We start from the raw sequence: 15853 nt of genomic DNA, 5'->3' as shown, positions 1-15853 counted from the left end.
GGTCAAAACAGCGACAGTTGTTCGCAGGACTTTACGATCGTATCGCGCAGGCCTGTCTTGTCGGTGAGTCCGCCCGGCGACCAGCCTTCGGCGATGATGAAGGGCCTCAGCTTGGCGATCGAATGGCAGATCCGTCCGACATCTTCCAGCCGCATGCGTCGGTGGCGGCGGGTTTCAAGGATCTTCGCCACCACCTTGGTGCCCAGACCCGGAACCCGCAGCAGCGCTTCCCGATCGGCGCGGTTGATGTCGACGGGAAACCTCGCCCGATTGCGCAAAGCCCAGGCGAGCTTGGGGTCAATGGCGAGATCGAGCATGCCGTCGCTGCTGCCGGCGAGGATTTCCGGCTGCGAAAAGCCGTAGAAGCGCATCAGCCAGTCGGCCTGATAGAGCCGGTGCTCGCGCATCAGCGGCGGTTTCTGGAGCGGCAGCGACGATGACTAATCCGGGATCGGGCTGAAGGCGGAGTAATAGACGCGCCGCAGATGGTAGCTGCCATAGAGCCGCGCACTGGAGTGCAAGATACCGTCGTCGGATGTCTTGTCGGCGCCGACGATCATCTGCGTCGACTGACCTCCGGGCGCAAAGCGTTCGCGCTTCTTGGTCCGCAACGTCGGCTCGGCCTTTTCCTCCATCTTCCGGCGCAGGTTCGCCATGGAAAGCCGGATCGTTTGCGGCTTCTTCTCCGGCGCTAGTTTCTTCACGCCCTCATCGGTCGGCAGTTCGACATTGATAGACAGCCGGTCGGCGTAGAGCCCGGCCTGCTCGACCAGTTCGGCCGAGCTTTCCGGAATGGTCTTCAGATGAATATAGCCGGAGAATTTTTCGTCCAGCCGCAGCCGCCGCGCCACTTCCACCATTTCGGCCATGGTCTCGTCGGGCGAACGGATGACGCCGGAGGACAGGAACAGGCCTTCGATGTAGTTGCGCCGATAAAAGTCCATGGTCAGCTTCACAACCTCGTCGATGCTAAAGCGGGCGCGGCGCACATTCGATGACGAGCGGTTGATGCAGTAGCTGCAATCGTAAATGCAGAAATTGGTGAGCAGGATTTTCAGGAGCGAAATGCAGCGGCCATCCGGCGCGTAGGAATGGCAGATGCCCATGCCTTCTGTGGAGCCGATACCGCCGGATTGGAGCGAATCCTTCTTCGCCGAGCCGGACGAAGCACAGGAGGCGTCGTATTTGGCGGCGTCAGACAGGATTGCCAGCTTTTCACGGACGGTGGGCGCGCTCATCTGTTCATGATATGTTCTTGAAGGCTGCAGCGCCACCTCATTTGATGCAGGCGGCGAAAAAGTGATCGCCGCCCGCCGTCAGGGCAATCAGAGACCGTTTCGAAATTCGCTCTGGCGAGTCATATGGTGGTGGTTTCGAGAACCGAAGCGCAGCGGACATTTGGTCCGTGAGCATCGGAAGCGCAGAAACCACCATCGATGGCCGCCGGAGTAGAATTTCGAAACGGTCTCTCAGACCTCGTGCAGGTAGAGGTGGTAGTCCAGCTCGCTCACCGTACGCGCGACGCGCAGATACTCCGACTGCTTGATCGCCACGAAGGTGCGATGCAGATCCTCGCCAAGCGCCTCTTTCAGGAAGCTCGAGGCCCGCGCCGCCTCGATCGCGGCGCGCCAGTCGACCGGCATGGTCGTGCGCGTGACAGCGGCTTCATAGCCATTCCCAGTGGTTTCAGGGCCGGGGTCGAGGCCTTCGTCCAGACCCTTGATGATGCCGGCCAGCACCGTTGCCGCGATCAGGTAGGGATTGGCGTCGACGCCCGACGGCCGGTGCTCGATGCGCCGGTTCTTGGCGTCGCCGGCCGGCACGCGCAGCGCCACCGAACGGTTGTTGACGCCCCAGGTCGGCGCCACCGGCGCATAGGACTGCGAGACGAAGCGCCGCCAGGAATTGGCGTGCGGCGCAAACACCAGCATCGATTCGGCCATGGTCTGGATCAGCCCGCCGAGCCCCTGCAGCAGCGGCAGCGACCAGCTTTCGCCGCCGGCTTCGGCAAAAACGTTGCGGCCGTTCTTGTCCTGCAGCGAAACATGGAAATGCATGCCGGAGCCGGCATATTTTTCGATCGGCTTGGCCATGAAGCAGGCGGTAACACCATGGCGGCGCGCCTGCGCCCGCACCAGCCGCTTCAACATGACGAGGTCGTCGGCCGCCCGCATGACATCCTTGCGGTAATTCAGCGTCAGCTCGTACTGGCCGGGCGCGTATTCCGAAATCACCGTTTCGGCCGGAATGCCTTGCGCCTTAGCCGCGGCATAGATGTCGGAAAACAACGGCTCCATGCCGTGCAGATGGTCGACGGAATAGACTTCCGTCTTGGCCGAGCGGCGGCCGTCGAGCACGGCGTCCGCCGGTTTTACCTTGCCGTCGGCGTCACGCTCATTGGCAAGCAGGAAAAATTCGAGTTCGAAGGCGCCGGCGGGATAGAGGCCCTTGGCCGCCAAGATGTCGACCTGCCTGGCCAGCGCCAGCCGTGGGTCCGACGACATAGGCTGTCCCTCGAGATGGTACATCGCCATCAGCAACTGGCCGCGCGGCGGGTTCGTGCCGTAAAGCGGCACCAGCGTGCCGGGGATCGGCCATGCCCTGAGATCGCCGTCTCCAGTCGTCCAGATCAGCCCGGTTTCGTGCACATCCTCGCCGGTGATGTCGAGGCCGAGGATCGAGATCGGCATGTGGCGGCCGCCCTCGAAGATGCTTTTCAGCTCATGCCGGCGCACGATCTTGCCGCGGCCGACCCCGTTGGCGTCGGTCAAGACGATATCGAAGGCTTCGATTTCGGGATGGGCGTCGAGAAAGGCTTGCGCCTCGGCGGGCGTCGAGCCCGAAGGTGAAGTCATGATTAGTGTACTCGAGTTTGGCTTGGCAGCTTGTCTCATGGCGTCAGCCTTGCCGCAACCGTGGCGAAGGCGGTGATCAGCCGGTTGACCTGGGCGCCGGTGGTGGCCGGTGAGATCAGCATCATGTTGTGAAAGGGCGCGATCAGCACGCCCTGGTTGACCAGCGCGACATGGATAGCCGCCTCAAGCTCCGGCGCATGGGCAGTCTCGGCTTCGGCGCCGTTCCTGAGCGGGCCAGGGGCGCAGATGAACTCGACGCGGGCGCCGACGCGGGCGACATGCCAGGGCAGATTGTAGCGATCGATGACGCCGGTCAGCCCGGCATCGAGCCGCAGGGCGAGGCGATCCATCCGGGCATAATTCTCCTGCGTCATCACCTCTTCGAGCGTTGCGCGCATGGCTGCGAACTGCAGCGGGTTCGCCGACAGCGTCGTGCCCATGCCGGAATAGCCCGGCTCCTTGGTTCGATTGTAGTCGGCATAGCGCGAGGCGACCTCGTCGCTCATGCCCCACACGCTTGCCGGCACGCCGCCGGCGATCGGCTTGCCCAGCACGAACAGGTCGGGCTGCAGCCCGAATTTCCTGGTGTAGCCGCCGGGTCCAGTCGAAATCGTGTGCGTCTCGTCTATCAGAAGCAGCGTTCCGGCCGCGCGCGTCAGTTTGCGCAAGGCGTCGTGAAAACCCGGATCGGGCAGCACCATGCAGGAATTGGTCAGCACCGGCTCAGCAATGACGCAGGCGACATCCTTGTCCTTGAGCGCTGCTTGCAGCGCGGCGACATCGTTGAATTCAATGACCTTCGCCGTCTTGGTCAGGTCGCGAAACTCACCCGCCAGCCCCGGCCGATTCACGGGCTTGCCGTCGACCATCCGGACCATCGTCTCGTCGACCGAGCCGTGATAGCAGCCGTTGAAGACCAGTATCTTTTCGCGGCCGGTGACGGCGCGGGCGACGCGCAGCGCGAAGCGGTTGGCGTCGGTGGCGGTGGTGGCGATCTGCCAGAACGGCAGACCGAAACGCTGTGTGAGCAGCGGCCCGATGGCCAGCGCATCTTCCGAAGGCAGCATATAGGTCAGGCCGCGCCCGGCCTGGCGGCGGATGGCGCGCGCCACCGGCGGCGGCGAATGGCCGAACATCGAGCCGGTGTCACCGAGGCAGAAATCGTCCAGCCTGTTGCCGTCGATATCCGTGATGGCGGCGCCCTTGGCGCTTTCGACCAGGATCGGGAATGGCGTCGGCCAGTCGTTCATCCAGTGCATCGGCACACCGCCGAAGAAGCCTGGCAGGCCGTTACCGACCTTGGCCTGCGATTTCGGCCGCGCCTTGCGGAAGGTGTTCGCCTCGCTTGTCCGCAATGCAGCGATGCGGTCACGGCTGATACCGCCGATGGACGCCTTTGAATAACTGTTCGTGCTGTGCATGAAATCCCTCTCGGCCGGCACACTACCCAATTGGCGACGGCAACCGCAATTGGCCGTGTTGGTGCGCTGCATTGGGTCAGCAGCAAGTTCGGCAGACTTGACCTTCCGGCGCAGTCGGGCGCCAATGCGATCGGGTCTGTGGTTTGGGGAGAAAAATGCGGACGATCATCTGCGCTATTGCGCTACTCTTGTCGGCCGCTGCGGCTTCCGCATCGGGCGGCGTCTGGTGTTCCGTCGATGACAAAGCGGTGCAATTCGAGGTCGGCGCCGGGGTCACCAGAGGTATGGGCGGCCCGACCTTCAATTTTCGCGGCGATCTCGAGATACTTGGCCGGCCGGAAGGCGACAGTCTGCGCAAGACCGTCTTCGAGGATTCCGACCTCACCCAGTACTGGCTGGACGACAAGGAGTTGCGGCTGAACGTCTACCACGAGCATCAGCTCGGAGATAAATTCAACTCTGTCGAACTGACGATCCTGACCAAGACCAGTGACGAGGGCGTCTATGACGGCCGGTACACGCTTGCCGTCTACGACAACGCCGCCGACACGGAACAGGACGGCAAGCCGAAAGAATTGACCGGCAAGGTGTCGTGCGGAGCCGAATAGGTCACGCCGAGATATCGATGACGCCGCAGTCGCCGGCGGCACTGCCGAAGGCGACCCGGCGCTCTTCCTTATCCCACATCATCGCGGTGATGGCGCCCTTGCCCGGGCGGCGCAACAGCACCTCTTTGGCATCGGTAAAGCGCACCGCCATGACCATGCCGTCATCATAGCCGACGGCGACGACATCCTGGCTCGGATGGCAGGCAACCGATGTCACCATGGCGTTGCCGCGCGTGCCGAGCTCCAGCGGCGCCTTGCCCATCGGGCCGTCCTTGCCCGAAAACGGCCAGACGATCGCCGCCGGCGCGCCGGAACTCGCCAGCCATTTGCCCTTCACGCTCCACGACAGGCTTTTGACCTTGCCGGGATAGCCGGTCATGCGCATGTGCTTGCCGTCGGCGAGCTTCCAGCCATGCAGCGCGTTTTCCTGCATGGTGGTGACGAGGAAGGCGCCATCCGGCGAGAAGGTGACGCCGGTATGGGCACCGGCCCATTCCAGCTCCACCGGTCTGCCCTCGGCGGCCGGGAAATGCAGCGTCGCGCCATTGTAGCGGGCGACGCCGAAGCGCATGCCCTTGGGGGAGAAGGCCAGCCCCTCGACCGAACGTGGATGGGCAAACTCTTTGGTCTTGCCGTCGGCAAAGCGCACGAACGCAGTCTTGCCTGTGGCATAGGCGATAGCGCCTTGCGGCCCGGCGGCAACGCTGGTGATCCACTTCTTGCCGGCGCTGGCGAGTTCGCTGACATTGCCGCCGGCGGCAACGGCAAAAATCTTGCCGTCCTCGCCGCCGGTGATCAGGCGGTCGTTGGCGGCGTCATGGAACGTGGAGAGCAGGCCGTCATTGGCCTGAATTGCCTTGTGGCCGTTGTCGAGCCTATGAACTGTCCCATCGGCCAGCGCAAAATGCGGCACGTTGTCGAGGAAGACGGCGGCAAGGCAGTGACCTTCCAGGTCGAGGGGGGCAACTGTGGGCATCAGGACCATTCCAATGAAGCTGTCACCACTCCCGGGAAGCCACTGAGGCGGCCAGGCCTGGCGTCAACCTTCTCCCCTTGTGGGAGAAGGTGGATCGGCGCGCAGCGCCGAGACGGATGAGGGGTGTTGAACGGATCGCCGTCGGTGCCGAGCTGGAGCACCCCTCATCCGACCTCGCTTCGCGAGGCCACCTTCTCCCACAAGGGGAGAAGGAAGAGCGGGCAGCGCTAGCGCCATAGAGTCCGGAAATCAAGCCGCCTGGCAGGCGTCAAAGCTCTTCTTCAGCCGTTCGGCGTCAAGCTCGCGGCCGATGAACACCAGCCGGCTCTCATGCTTTTCGCCGTCTTTCCAGGCGCGCTGGTGGTCGCCTTCGATGATCATGTGCACGCCCTGGATGACATAGCGCTCGTCGTCGCCCTTGAGCGCGATGATGCCTTTCAGCCGCAGGATGTTGGGACCTTCCATCTGAGTGATCTTCTCGATCCACGGGAAGAATTTCTTCGGGTCCATCTCGCCGCCGCGCAGCGACACCGACTGCACGGTCACGTCATGGATGTCGGAGGGATGCGCGTGATCGTGATGATGATGGTCGTGATCATGGTCGTGGTGATCGTGCCCGTCATGGTCATGGTGGTCGTGATCATGATCGTGCGCCTCGAGGAAATGTGGGTCGTTCTCCAATGCGCGCGACAGGTCGAAGGCGCCGCGGTCGAGCACTTCGGACAGCGCCACGCCGGCGCGCGTGGTGCGGTGGATCCTGGCCGCCGGGTTGATGGCGCGGATGGTGGCCTCGACCTTGGCCAGCTCTTCGGGCGTCACCAGGTCGGTCTTGTTGAGCACGACGACATCGGCGAAGGCGATCTGGTCCTCGGCTTCCTTGGAATCCTTCAACCGGAGCGGCAGGTGCTTGGCGTCGACCAGGGCCACGACAGCGTCGAGCCTGGTCTTGGAGCGCACGTCGTCGTCCATGAAGAAGGTCTGCGCCACCGGCACCGGATCGGCAAGGCCGGTGGTCTCGACGACGATGGCGTCGAAGCGGCCCGGGCGGCGCATCAGGCCTTCGACGACGCGGATCAGGTCGCCGCGCACCGTGCAACAGACGCAGCCATTGTTCATTTCGTAGATTTCCTCGTCGGATTCCACGATCAAATCATTGTCGATGCCGATCTCGCCGAATTCATTGACGATGACGGCATAACGCTTGCCATGGTTTTCCGACAGGATGCGGTTGAGCAGCGTCGTCTTGCCGGCGCCGAGATAGCCGGTGAGAACGGTCACGGGGATTTGCGTCTGTGCTTCGCTCATATCTTGCCTCGAAATGGCTGGGCCACGGAATTGCGGGCCGCAAGAAGGGATTGTTGGCCTGATATAGGATGTGTGCCGGCCTTTTGCACGAGGCAAACCGCCTGGGTGTTTGACCCAGGTTGACGAAGCGGGTGGGTAGACCGAGAGGCCGAGTGCGAGGGATGCCGACCATCAACGTGTCGCCGGAAACGCCTCTTCGTTGACCTGTGCTGAGCCGCGCCGCGTCAAACCGTTGCAATCGCCTTGGCGGAAACTCGTTTGTCATCTAACTGAAATAAACATCTGGCATCACCATTTCGAGCACCACAAATGCTTGCCGGCAAAGCTGTTTCGAAAGCCGGAATCTTTTGGATCGTCGATTGCCAACCGGCCGGCTGCGTCTATGCTGCACGCACCGGTACGGCCGAAGAGGGATCACCATGGCCAAGGCGGACAAGACTGCAACGATGAGCCGGCTGCATTCGGCGGCAAGGCTGGCAAGGACCGCGCTGGCGGCGCGGCTTCTGGCGCATGGCTTCTATGCCGGCCAGGACCAGATCATGCTGACGCTCGACCGCGAGGACGGCCAGACGCCCGGCAATCTCGCCGGCCGCCTCGGCGTGCGCCCGCCGACCATCACCAAGACCATAAACCGGCTGCAGGCCCAGGGCTTTTTGGAAAAGCGCGCCTCTTCCGCGGATGCACGCCAGGCGCATATCTTTCTCACCGACACCGGCCGCGAGATCATCCACGCCATCGAGAAGTCGGTTAAGAAGACCGAGAAGCAGGCGTTGAAGGGCCTCGACAAGAAAGAACAGAAGACGCTGTTCAAGCTGCTCGCCCGCATCGAGGCCAATTTGTCGAACGAGGAGCTGGTGCTCGTCGACGACGACGCCGACATCGACGACTGACCGGCACGGCGGCCGCGTGTCTTGAGCTAGGCCGCCACCGAAGGGCCGCGCACCAGCGCCGACCAGCGGCCGGGCGTCAGGCCGAATGCTTTCTTGAAATGTCTGTTGAAATGGCTCTGGTCGCTGAAGCCGGCGCCGACGGCAATCTCGGCCAGCGGTTCGCCGATCTCGATCATCCGTCTTGCCTTTTGCAGCCGGCGCATCAGCAGGAAACGATGCGGGCTGGTGGAATAGGTCGCGCGAAAATGGCGTGACAGCGCATAGCGGTCGAGCCCGGTGACGGCTTCCAGCTCATCGGAACGAACGGACCGCTCGGCATTCTCCTCGAGATAGCCGCGCGCCAGCGCTGCCGCACGCCAGGCCGACTTCCCCATCGGCTTTGCCTTCTGTCCCGCATGACGCCCCAGATGCCGCGCCAGCTCCGCAACGAAATCGGCGACGAACAGCTCGTTCAGTTCCTCATCGAGCGGCGACAGGGCCGAAAGCAGCGTGCCACGCAAGGCGGGATCGCTGACCACAGCATCCCTGACGAAAGGCAGCGGCGCGCCGTCGAGGCAGTCGAGCAGCAGAGACGGTTCCAGATAGAGGATCCGGTAGCGCAGACCATCCTCGGTCCCGGCGCCGCCATCGTGCACTTCGTCGGGATGCAGCACGATAACCTGGCCGGGCAGGCTGTGGTTGACAGTGCCCCTGTAGTGGAAGCGCTGCACACCGGAAAGCGTCACGCCGACGGCAAGTGTATCATGACGGTGCAGGTCGAAGGCGTTGCCATGGAAATGCGCCTCGATGCGCTCGATGCCAGCGGTAACAGGCGCCGACACGATCCGGTCCTCATCCGCGCACGAACGTTCAAGACCCTGCGTCGCCTCACCGTCTAGATCGTGCGTCATCACCTATCCCTGCCCCTTCATGGGCGTGCTCCGGAGTCCTCATTTTGGTGTTCGATACGAAATTTGCAATCGTGCTGCGGGACGATCTCGCCGTCTGGCAAAAGCTCAACGTCACGGCCTTCCTGACCAGCGGCGTCGTCGCGCAATTCCCCGACATTATCGGCGAACCCTACCGCGACCGCGCCGGCAACCTTTACAATCCTCTGTCGATCCAGCCGGTCATCGTGCTTTCGGCCGATGGGCCGACGCTCAACTCCATCCACCGGAAGGCGCTGGAGCGGGGCGTGACGGCGTCAGCCTATGTCGAGGAGATGTTTGCCACCGGCTTCGATGCGGCCAACCGCGCCGTCTTCGCCGAGTTCGGCCCTGAGGACGCCAAGATCGTCGGCATCGCGCTGCGTGCCGACAAGAAACTCGTCGACAAGATCACCAAGGGCGCCCGCATGCACGCCTAATTCAGCAGGAAGCGTGTAACGGCGCTCATGAATTCAGTCGGCCGCTCGACGTTCAGCATATGGACGCCCGGAAGCAGTGTAAGCGTGGCGCCGGGGATGCTGGCTGCGATCGCCTCGCTGTGGCTTGCCAGCGTTACCTTGTCGTCTTCTCCACCGATCACCAGGGTGGGGGCGGTAATGAGGGAGACAGTCCGGCGCAGATCGCAATCGCGTACGGCGGCGAAGCATCCCGCGAGACCTTGGGGCGGCGTCGCCAGGACCATCGCGCGGAACGCGTCGACGGTTTCGTTTGGGCCGGCAAGCATCGAGGCGGGAAACCAGTTGTGCATGAACATGTCCGCGGCGGCCGACATGTTGCTCGCAGCAAGGACAGTACGGATCTGCCCGTCAAAGTAAGAAGCCGGCCCGAGATGTGGCGAGGTGTTGGAAAGGCTGAGACGCTCGATGCGGTCCGGGGCATGGATACCCAGCCACTGCCCTACGAAGCCGCCCAGCGACAGCCCGCAGAAATGCACGCGGGCGATCTGAAGCGCATCCAGCAGCTCAAGGACGTCGCGGCCCAGCCGATCGAGCGAATAGGCTCCGGCCGGAGCATCGGAACTGCCGTGGCCGCGCAGATCATAGCGCAGCACCCGGAAAGATCCGGCAAATTCCGCAAGCTGCCGGTCCCACATATGCAGGTTCGTCGCAATGGAATTCGAGAGCACAAGTACAGGGCCGGCCCCCGCCAGCTGATAGGCGATCCGGCAGCCGTCGCCCGTCGTAAAATAAAGCGTGTCAGTCATCTGGTCCTCATCTCACCCTGGCGAAAGGAGTTCGATGCTCCCGCCGCCCTTTGAATGAGCCACCCTAGGCCTCGTAATTATCCAGGAAAATTACTATGATTGGACAATCTCAGTAGGTTTTGGCGATAATGAATGGTCTGAAACTCCACGACCTACGGTGCTTTGACGCCGTGGCAAGCGAGGGCAGCTTCCAGGCGGCCGCCCTTGCCTTGAACCGATCGCATCCATCCGTCTTCGCCGCTGTCGCACGCCTCGAGCAGTTGCTCAGGCTCACACTTCTCGACCGCAGCGGATATCGGGTGGGGCTGACGGAGGCGGGCCGCGAGTTTCACGCGCGAGCGCAGCTGACATTGCGCGAGCTCGACCATCTGCGAACCTACGCGGGCCAGTTGGCGAGTGGCGAGGAGACGGTCCTGCGTGTGGTCGTGGGTGATCTCTGCCCGCGACCGCAAATCCTGCCTATGCTCAGCGGCTTCTTTGCCGAACGCACCGGGACACGCCTGCACCTGGAGTACGAGGCGGTCGGCGGTCCGCTCGAACGGTTGATGGAAGGCGAGGCTGACCTCATCTTCCATCGCGCGGATCCTTCCGATCCGCATCTCGAGCGGATCCATCTCTGCGCGGTGCCCCTCGTGCCGGTGGTGGCGCCTGGGTTCCTTCCGTTCGCGCCTGGCCGCGAGATTGCGCCGGAGCAGATGCGGCCCTTCACCCAGTGCGTGATCCGCGACACGGCGCGGCGGCCGTCGCCGGAGAGCTATTTCCTCGTCGACGGTGCGCATCAGTGCTCGGTGCCGGATCATCTGATGAAGAAGGAACTGATCCTTCACGGATTGGCCTGGGGCCATCTGCCGGCATGGCTGATCGAGGACGAACTGCGGGATAGGAGGCTGATCTCGATCGCTGGTGCACATCTGCCCGGCCGGACGGAGACCCTGGCGGCGGTGCGCCGGCGCGACCGACCGCACGGACCCGTCGCCCAGGCGTTGTGGCTTCATCTCCAGGCGCAAGTGGCATCCGGCGAGGCGCTTTAGCCGGCATAGGATCGGCCCGCGCTGAGCCTGCGCGCGGCTCCTGTTGTGCCAGTCGCTTTTGGCTTGCCGGGCGCAGGCGATTGCCGCAAAGGTTAAGCGTTGCTCCTCCCTGCCCGGCCTGACATTGAACGTTCCCGCAAAATCAGACGAAAGCGCAACGCCGCCCGCGGCGATGCTGTTCATGCTTTCGACCTATGTCTTTTTCACCTTTCTCGACACATCGAGCAAATATCTGGTGCTGGCCGGCGTCTCGGCGCTGATCGTCGCCTGGGCCCGCTTCACCGTCCATGTCCTGCTTGTCGGCGTCTTCCTGCGCGGCTGGCGCGAGCCGTCGCGCTTCCGCGCCAACAATTTGCCGGCCCACATCCTGCGCGGCGGTCTGCTGTTCGGCTCGACGATGTGCAACGTCATGGCGCTCAAAACGCTTCAACTGGCCGAGACCACCTCGATCTACTTCTTCGGGCCGATGGTGATCACCGCCCTTGCCGGACCGCTGCTTGGTGAATGGGCCGGCTGGCGGCGCTGGCTGGCAATCCTGTCGGGCTTTGTCGGCGTGCTCGTCATTACAAGGCCGGGCATCGGCGTGTTCGGCATCGGCCATCTTTTCGCGCTCGGCTCGATGCTGTCGAACAGTTTTTACGTCATCATGACGCGGCAGATGTCAGCCAGCGAAACCTCGGAAAGCCTGATCCTGTTTTCGGCGCTGGCGCCGGCCGTGCTGCTTCTGCCGATGCTGCCGTTCTCGCATGGGCTGCCGCAGGATGGCTGGCACTGGTTCATACTGGTGATGCTGGGCGTGTTCGGCGCCGGCAGCCACTGGCTGCTGGTGCAGGCCTACCGCCTGGCGACCACCACGGCGCTGGCGCCGTACCCCTATTCGCAGATGGTCTGGATGATCCTGTCCGGCTGGATCATCTTCCACCAGTTCCCCGACCGCTGGACGCTGGTGGGTGCAGCCATCATCGTCGCCAGCGGCCTTTACATCATCCATCGCGAGCACCGTTTGCGGCTGCGCAATCGCACGACCGTCGATGTCGAGGCGGAGGCTCTGGCGAAAAAACTTTGATTTGCTCCGAATCCGATGGCATAACGCCGCATTTAAAAAATTTAAAAAACTCGGGGAGCCAAGGGCTGGCACAAAAGATCAAGCTTTCGACGATCGCGGATGCGCTTGGCGTCTCCACGGCCACCGTCTCCCTCGCCTTGCGCGACAGCCCGCTGGTCGCAGGCGCCACGCGTGACCGCATCAAGGAGCACGCGCGGGCCATCGGTTATATCTACAATCGCCGCGCCGCCTCACTGCGCACCTCGCGCTCGGGCATTGTCGGCGTCGTCGTGCATGACATCATGAACCCGTTCTTCGCCGAGATCCTGCGCTCGATCGAGAGCGAACTCGACCGCAGCCGGCAGACCTTCATCCTGTCCAATCACTACGACCAGCTGGAAAAGCAACGCACCTTCATCGATACGCTGCTGCAGCTCGGCGCCGACGGCGTCATCATGTCCCCGGCCATCGGCACGCCGGCCTCCGACATCGTCATGGCCGAGGAAAACGGCCTGCCGGCGGTGCTGATAGCACGCAGCGTGGAAGGCGCCGACGTGCCGGTGTTTCGCGGCGACGATGCCTATGGCACGGCACTTGCCACCAATCATCTGATCTCGCTCGGGCACAAGCGCATCGCCATGATCGGCGGCACCGACCAGACCTCGACCGGGCGCGACCGCTACCAGGGCTATCTCAACGCCATGGAGGCCGCCGGGCTTGAGGTCAGGCCGTCCTGGCGCATCGCCGGGCCGCGCACCAAGCAGGGCGGATTCGAGGCGGCTGGACAGTTTCTGGCGCTTAAAGACAAGCCAACCGCCGCTTGCTGCTGGAATGATCTGGTCGCCATCGGCCTGATGAACGGCATTGCCCGCGCCGGCCTGGTGCCGGGCGCCGACATCTCGGTGACCGGCTATGACGATCTCGAGGAGGCGGCAATCGCGACACCGGCGCTCACCACAGTCTGGAATGGCCAGCGAGAGGTCGGCCGCCGTGCCGCCAGCGCGCTGCTCGACAAGCTGAACGGACAGGCGGTACGGCCGTCACAGGAACTGATCAAGCCGGAACTGCATGTGCGCCAGTCGACCGGCAAGCCGGTGGAGCGTGCATGACCAAGACTGATGCGTTGCAGACCGTCGCCGTTCTGGTGCCAGGACATTTCAACGACCATGCGGTCGAGCGCATCGACCGCACCTTCAAGCGGATCAAGATAGAGCGCGCCGATCCCGCCCTGGTCACCGACGAGATGCGCCATGACGTGCGCGCCATTGCGTCCTTCGCCGGCGTCAATGCGGCATTGATGGATGCATTGCCCAACCTCGAACTCATCGCCTCCTTCGGCGTCGGCTATGATTCGGTCGATGCCGGCCATGCGGCCAAGAAAAACATCATGGTCACCAACACCCCCGATGTTTTGACCGAGGAGGTCGCCGACACCACGATCGGCCTTTTGCTCAACACCGTGCGTGAACTTTACAAGGCCGAGAAATGGCTGCGCGACGGCAGTTGGGTGAAGAAGGGCAACTATCCCCTGAGCCGGCTGACCTTGCGCGGTCGGCATGTCGGCATTTTCGGCATGGGCCGCATCGGCCTTGCCATTGCGCGCCGGCTGGAAGCGTTCGGGCTGCCGGTGGCCTACCACAACAGGCGCAGGGTCGAAGGTCTGGCTTATGAACACCACCCGACGCTGAAGGGCCTTGCCGAAGCGGTCGATACGCTGATTTCCGTAGTGCCGGGCGGCGCTTCCACGGAGAAGGCGGTCAATGCCGAAATCCTGGCGGCGCTTGGCGCCAACGGCGTTTTCGTCAACATCGGCCGTGGCAGCACGGTCGACGAGGCAGACCTCGCCGTAGCGCTTGCCAACGGCACCATTGCCGCCGCCGGGCTCGATGTTTTCGCCGATGAACCGAATGTGCCCAAGGCTTTGCTGGAGGCGCCCAACACCTCGTTTTTGCCCCATGTCGGCTCGGCCTCGCACCACACGCGCCGCGCCATGGCGGATCTGTGCGTCGACAATCTGGTATCCTGGTTCAGCGAGCGCCGGCCACTGACCCCGGTGCCGGAGACGGCGCAAGTCAAGCCACGAAGCTGAGCGGCTCTCTGCCACACTCGTTAACGTCGGCTTAACGCTTTGAAATCATTCTGCATCTGCGCCGGGGGGCGCGGAGTGCAAGATGACGAAACTTCCGGCATCGATTGCGGCAGCGGCACTTTTCGCCGGCTTTCAGCTGTTTCACGGCGGCAGCAGTGAAAGTTCGGCCAATGAAGCAAGGCCGGCAACCACCTTCAGGCTGGTCGCCAATGGCGACGAAGGCGACTGCGCGGTTAGCCGCGGCGCCGCGATTGACGATGGCCTGTCGCTGTTGACCGTGGCGCCGAATTGCCGCGGGCTGCTGCCCGGCATCGAGCGGGCAAAATTCTGGCGAGAGGGCGAGGACGGCACGATCGCGTTCAGCGCCGACGGCACCGACCCGATCGTCACCTTCTCGGTTGCGGATGGCGACGGCTACGAATCCTACGCTCCGGCCACGCCACTGCTGTCGCTGGCGACAACCGGCGAACGGGATCAATCCGCCGGCAATTGATCGCCGGGATTTATTCCGCCGCCGCCCGTGCACCGGCCTTCGCCGTCGCATGCAGCCGCACCGCATCGCCGAAGGCGCGGAAGATCTTGGCCGAGTTGTTGTCCGACTTGACCCAGTATTCGGGGTGCCATTGCACGCCGACGGCGAAGGCGCGGGCGTCCTTCACCGAAACTGCCTCCACCGTGCCGTCGCCGGCAACCGCCTCGACCTGCAGCTTCGAGCCGAGCCGGTCGATGCCTTGGCGGTGCAGCGAGTTGACCTTGATGTCGCCGGCGCCAAACACGCCGGCCAGGCAGCTGCCCGGCTTGATCGAAATGGTCTGGTGAATGGCGAAGCGTTCGTCCTGGTTGTCGCTCACCGGCGCGCGATGGTCGAGCGAGCCTTCGCGCTCCTGGATCTCGGTGCCAAGCGTGCCGCCCAGCGCAACGTTCAACTCCTGGATGCCGCGGCAGATGGCAAGCAGCGGCACGCCGCGCTCGATCGCCTTGCGGATCAGCGGCAGCGTGGTGGAATCGCGCGCCGGGTCGTAGGGGCCGTTGGCTTCGCTGGCGTCGCCGCCATAGAGCGATGGATGCACGTTGGACTTCGAGCCGGTGACCATGACACCGTCGACCGAGGACAACAGCTCGTCGAAATCGAGCCGGTCGCCGAAGGACGGCACCAAAAGCGGGAACACGCCGGCGCCGGAAAGTGCTGCCTCGATATATTGCTGCGGGACGGCATGCCAGGTGTAGTTGTCGAACTGACGGACGTCGGTCGATATGGCGACGAGCGGCTGGTGCATTTTTGGGTCCGGATTCCATTTGGAGCGAAGCGAATAATCTATTGTGCCTGCAAAATAGGCGATCCGAAGGCGCTTTTCCATGGCAAGTTTCGCCATCTCGCATGGGCCACGCGCGACCGTTAGACTATAGTTGCAGGCTGGCTGGCCGGCCGGCGGATTTGTCGCCAGCGCCGCCGTCAAATCCCGCTGCCATGCTGGACTCGACCCCTTGCCCGTGTATTGTTTC

15 protein-coding genes and 1 pseudogene are annotated in these 15853 nt (G+C 63.4%); 8 read left to right on the top strand and 8 right to left on the bottom strand.

The annotated features are described in order from the left end of the window. Window positions 1-2: 2 nt before the first annotated feature. The 3 genes and pseudogenes from AC3CCE_RS14775 to AC3CCE_RS14765 form a co-directional block, all read right to left on the bottom strand. Window positions 3-1238: pseudogene (locus tag AC3CCE_RS14775) on the bottom strand (putative DNA modification/repair radical SAM protein). 231 nt (window positions 1239-1469) lie between these two features. Beyond that, window positions 1470-2855 (bottom strand): glutamine synthetase family protein, encoded by a 1386-nt coding sequence (locus AC3CCE_RS14770; protein WP_023683505.1) that lies wholly within the window; start codon window positions 2853-2855, stop codon window positions 1470-1472. A 35-nt stretch (window positions 2856-2890) separates the two neighbouring features. Beyond that, on the bottom strand, window positions 2891-4276 hold the full coding sequence (locus AC3CCE_RS14765; RefSeq protein ID WP_352626368.1) for an aspartate aminotransferase family protein: 1386 nt from the start codon (window positions 4274-4276) through the stop codon (window positions 2891-2893). Window positions 4277-4431: 155 nt separating this feature from the next. On the opposite strand from AC3CCE_RS14765, the gene AC3CCE_RS14760 reads away from it, so the two are divergent. Continuing rightward, window positions 4432-4884, top strand: coding sequence for a hypothetical protein (locus AC3CCE_RS14760; RefSeq protein ID WP_023683507.1), 453 nt, complete (start codon window positions 4432-4434; stop codon window positions 4882-4884). A 1-nt stretch (window position 4885) separates the two neighbouring features. On the opposite strand, the gene AC3CCE_RS14755 is transcribed toward AC3CCE_RS14760, so the two are convergent. Together AC3CCE_RS14755 and AC3CCE_RS14750 are read right to left on the bottom strand one after the other, a co-directional pair. Beyond that, window positions 4886-5860 carry a WD40 repeat domain-containing protein gene (locus AC3CCE_RS14755; RefSeq protein ID WP_352626369.1) on the bottom strand — a complete coding sequence of 325 codons (975 nt, stop codon included), beginning with the start codon at window positions 5858-5860 and terminating at the stop codon, window positions 4886-4888. Between the two features lie 249 nt (window positions 5861-6109). Further along, window positions 6110-7165 carry a CobW family GTP-binding protein gene (locus AC3CCE_RS14750; RefSeq protein ID WP_023694718.1) on the bottom strand — a complete coding sequence of 352 codons (1056 nt, stop codon included), beginning with the start codon at window positions 7163-7165 and terminating at the stop codon, window positions 6110-6112. Between the two features lie 419 nt (window positions 7166-7584). Between AC3CCE_RS14750 and AC3CCE_RS14745 the strand changes: the two genes are divergently transcribed. After that, window positions 7585-8055 (top strand): MarR family winged helix-turn-helix transcriptional regulator, encoded by a 471-nt coding sequence (locus AC3CCE_RS14745; RefSeq protein ID WP_023694717.1) that lies wholly within the window; start codon window positions 7585-7587, stop codon window positions 8053-8055. Between the two features lie 26 nt (window positions 8056-8081). Here the strand turns inward: AC3CCE_RS14745 and AC3CCE_RS14740 are convergent, their stop codons facing one another. Next, the gene (locus tag AC3CCE_RS14740) at window positions 8082-8945 is read right to left on the bottom strand and encodes an AraC family transcriptional regulator (protein ID WP_352626370.1); all 864 of its coding nucleotides are present in this window, start codon (window positions 8943-8945) and stop codon (window positions 8082-8084) included. A 47-nt stretch (window positions 8946-8992) separates the two neighbouring features. Between AC3CCE_RS14740 and AC3CCE_RS14735 the strand changes: the two genes are divergently transcribed. Continuing rightward, a complete protein-coding gene (locus tag AC3CCE_RS14735; RefSeq protein ID WP_023694715.1) occupies window positions 8993-9400 on the top strand; it encodes a DUF2000 family protein in 408 nt (135 codons plus the stop codon). Here AC3CCE_RS14735 and AC3CCE_RS14730 read toward each other — a convergent pair. Continuing rightward, entirely contained in the window at window positions 9397-10185 is a 789-nt protein-coding gene (locus AC3CCE_RS14730; protein WP_023694714.1) for an alpha/beta fold hydrolase, read from the bottom strand. The two genes, AC3CCE_RS14735 and AC3CCE_RS14730, sit on opposite strands and share 4 nt — an antisense overlap. Window positions 10186-10313: 128 nt before the next feature. Between AC3CCE_RS14730 and AC3CCE_RS14725 the strand changes: the two genes are divergently transcribed. The 5 genes from AC3CCE_RS14725 to AC3CCE_RS14705 all read left to right on the top strand — a co-directional run bounded on the left by AC3CCE_RS14725 (window position 10314) and on the right by AC3CCE_RS14705 (window position 14843). Further along, the gene (locus AC3CCE_RS14725; RefSeq protein ID WP_023826666.1) at window positions 10314-11216 is read left to right on the top strand and encodes a LysR family transcriptional regulator; all 903 of its coding nucleotides are present in this window, start codon (window positions 10314-10316) and stop codon (window positions 11214-11216) included. A 181-nt stretch (window positions 11217-11397) separates the two neighbouring features. Further along, a complete protein-coding gene (locus AC3CCE_RS14720; RefSeq protein ID WP_352626371.1) occupies window positions 11398-12282 on the top strand; it encodes a DMT family transporter in 885 nt (294 codons plus the stop codon). A 65-nt stretch (window positions 12283-12347) separates the two neighbouring features. Then, window positions 12348-13370, top strand: coding sequence for a LacI family DNA-binding transcriptional regulator (locus tag AC3CCE_RS14715; protein ID WP_023671355.1), 1023 nt, complete (start codon window positions 12348-12350; stop codon window positions 13368-13370). After that, window positions 13367-14350: a 2-hydroxyacid dehydrogenase gene (locus AC3CCE_RS14710; protein ID WP_352626372.1), complete on the top strand. Its 984-nt coding sequence runs from the start codon at window positions 13367-13369 to the stop codon at window positions 14348-14350. The genes AC3CCE_RS14715 and AC3CCE_RS14710 overlap by 4 nt, the downstream gene beginning before the upstream one ends. Window positions 14351-14432: 82 nt before the next feature. After that, complete coding sequence (locus tag AC3CCE_RS14705; RefSeq protein WP_023671353.1) at window positions 14433-14843, top strand: hypothetical protein; 411 nt, start codon at window positions 14433-14435, stop codon at window positions 14841-14843. A 10-nt stretch (window positions 14844-14853) separates the two neighbouring features. Here AC3CCE_RS14705 and AC3CCE_RS14700 read toward each other — a convergent pair whose 3' ends face one another. Then, complete coding sequence (locus AC3CCE_RS14700) at window positions 14854-15627, bottom strand: gamma-glutamyl-gamma-aminobutyrate hydrolase family protein (protein WP_023834802.1); 774 nt, start codon at window positions 15625-15627, stop codon at window positions 14854-14856. Window positions 15628-15853: the final 226 nt, after the last annotated feature.

The sequence above is a fragment of the Mesorhizobium sp. P160187 genome, from assembly GCF_057766425.1.
This window is presented reverse-complemented; position numbering and strand designations above follow the sequence as displayed.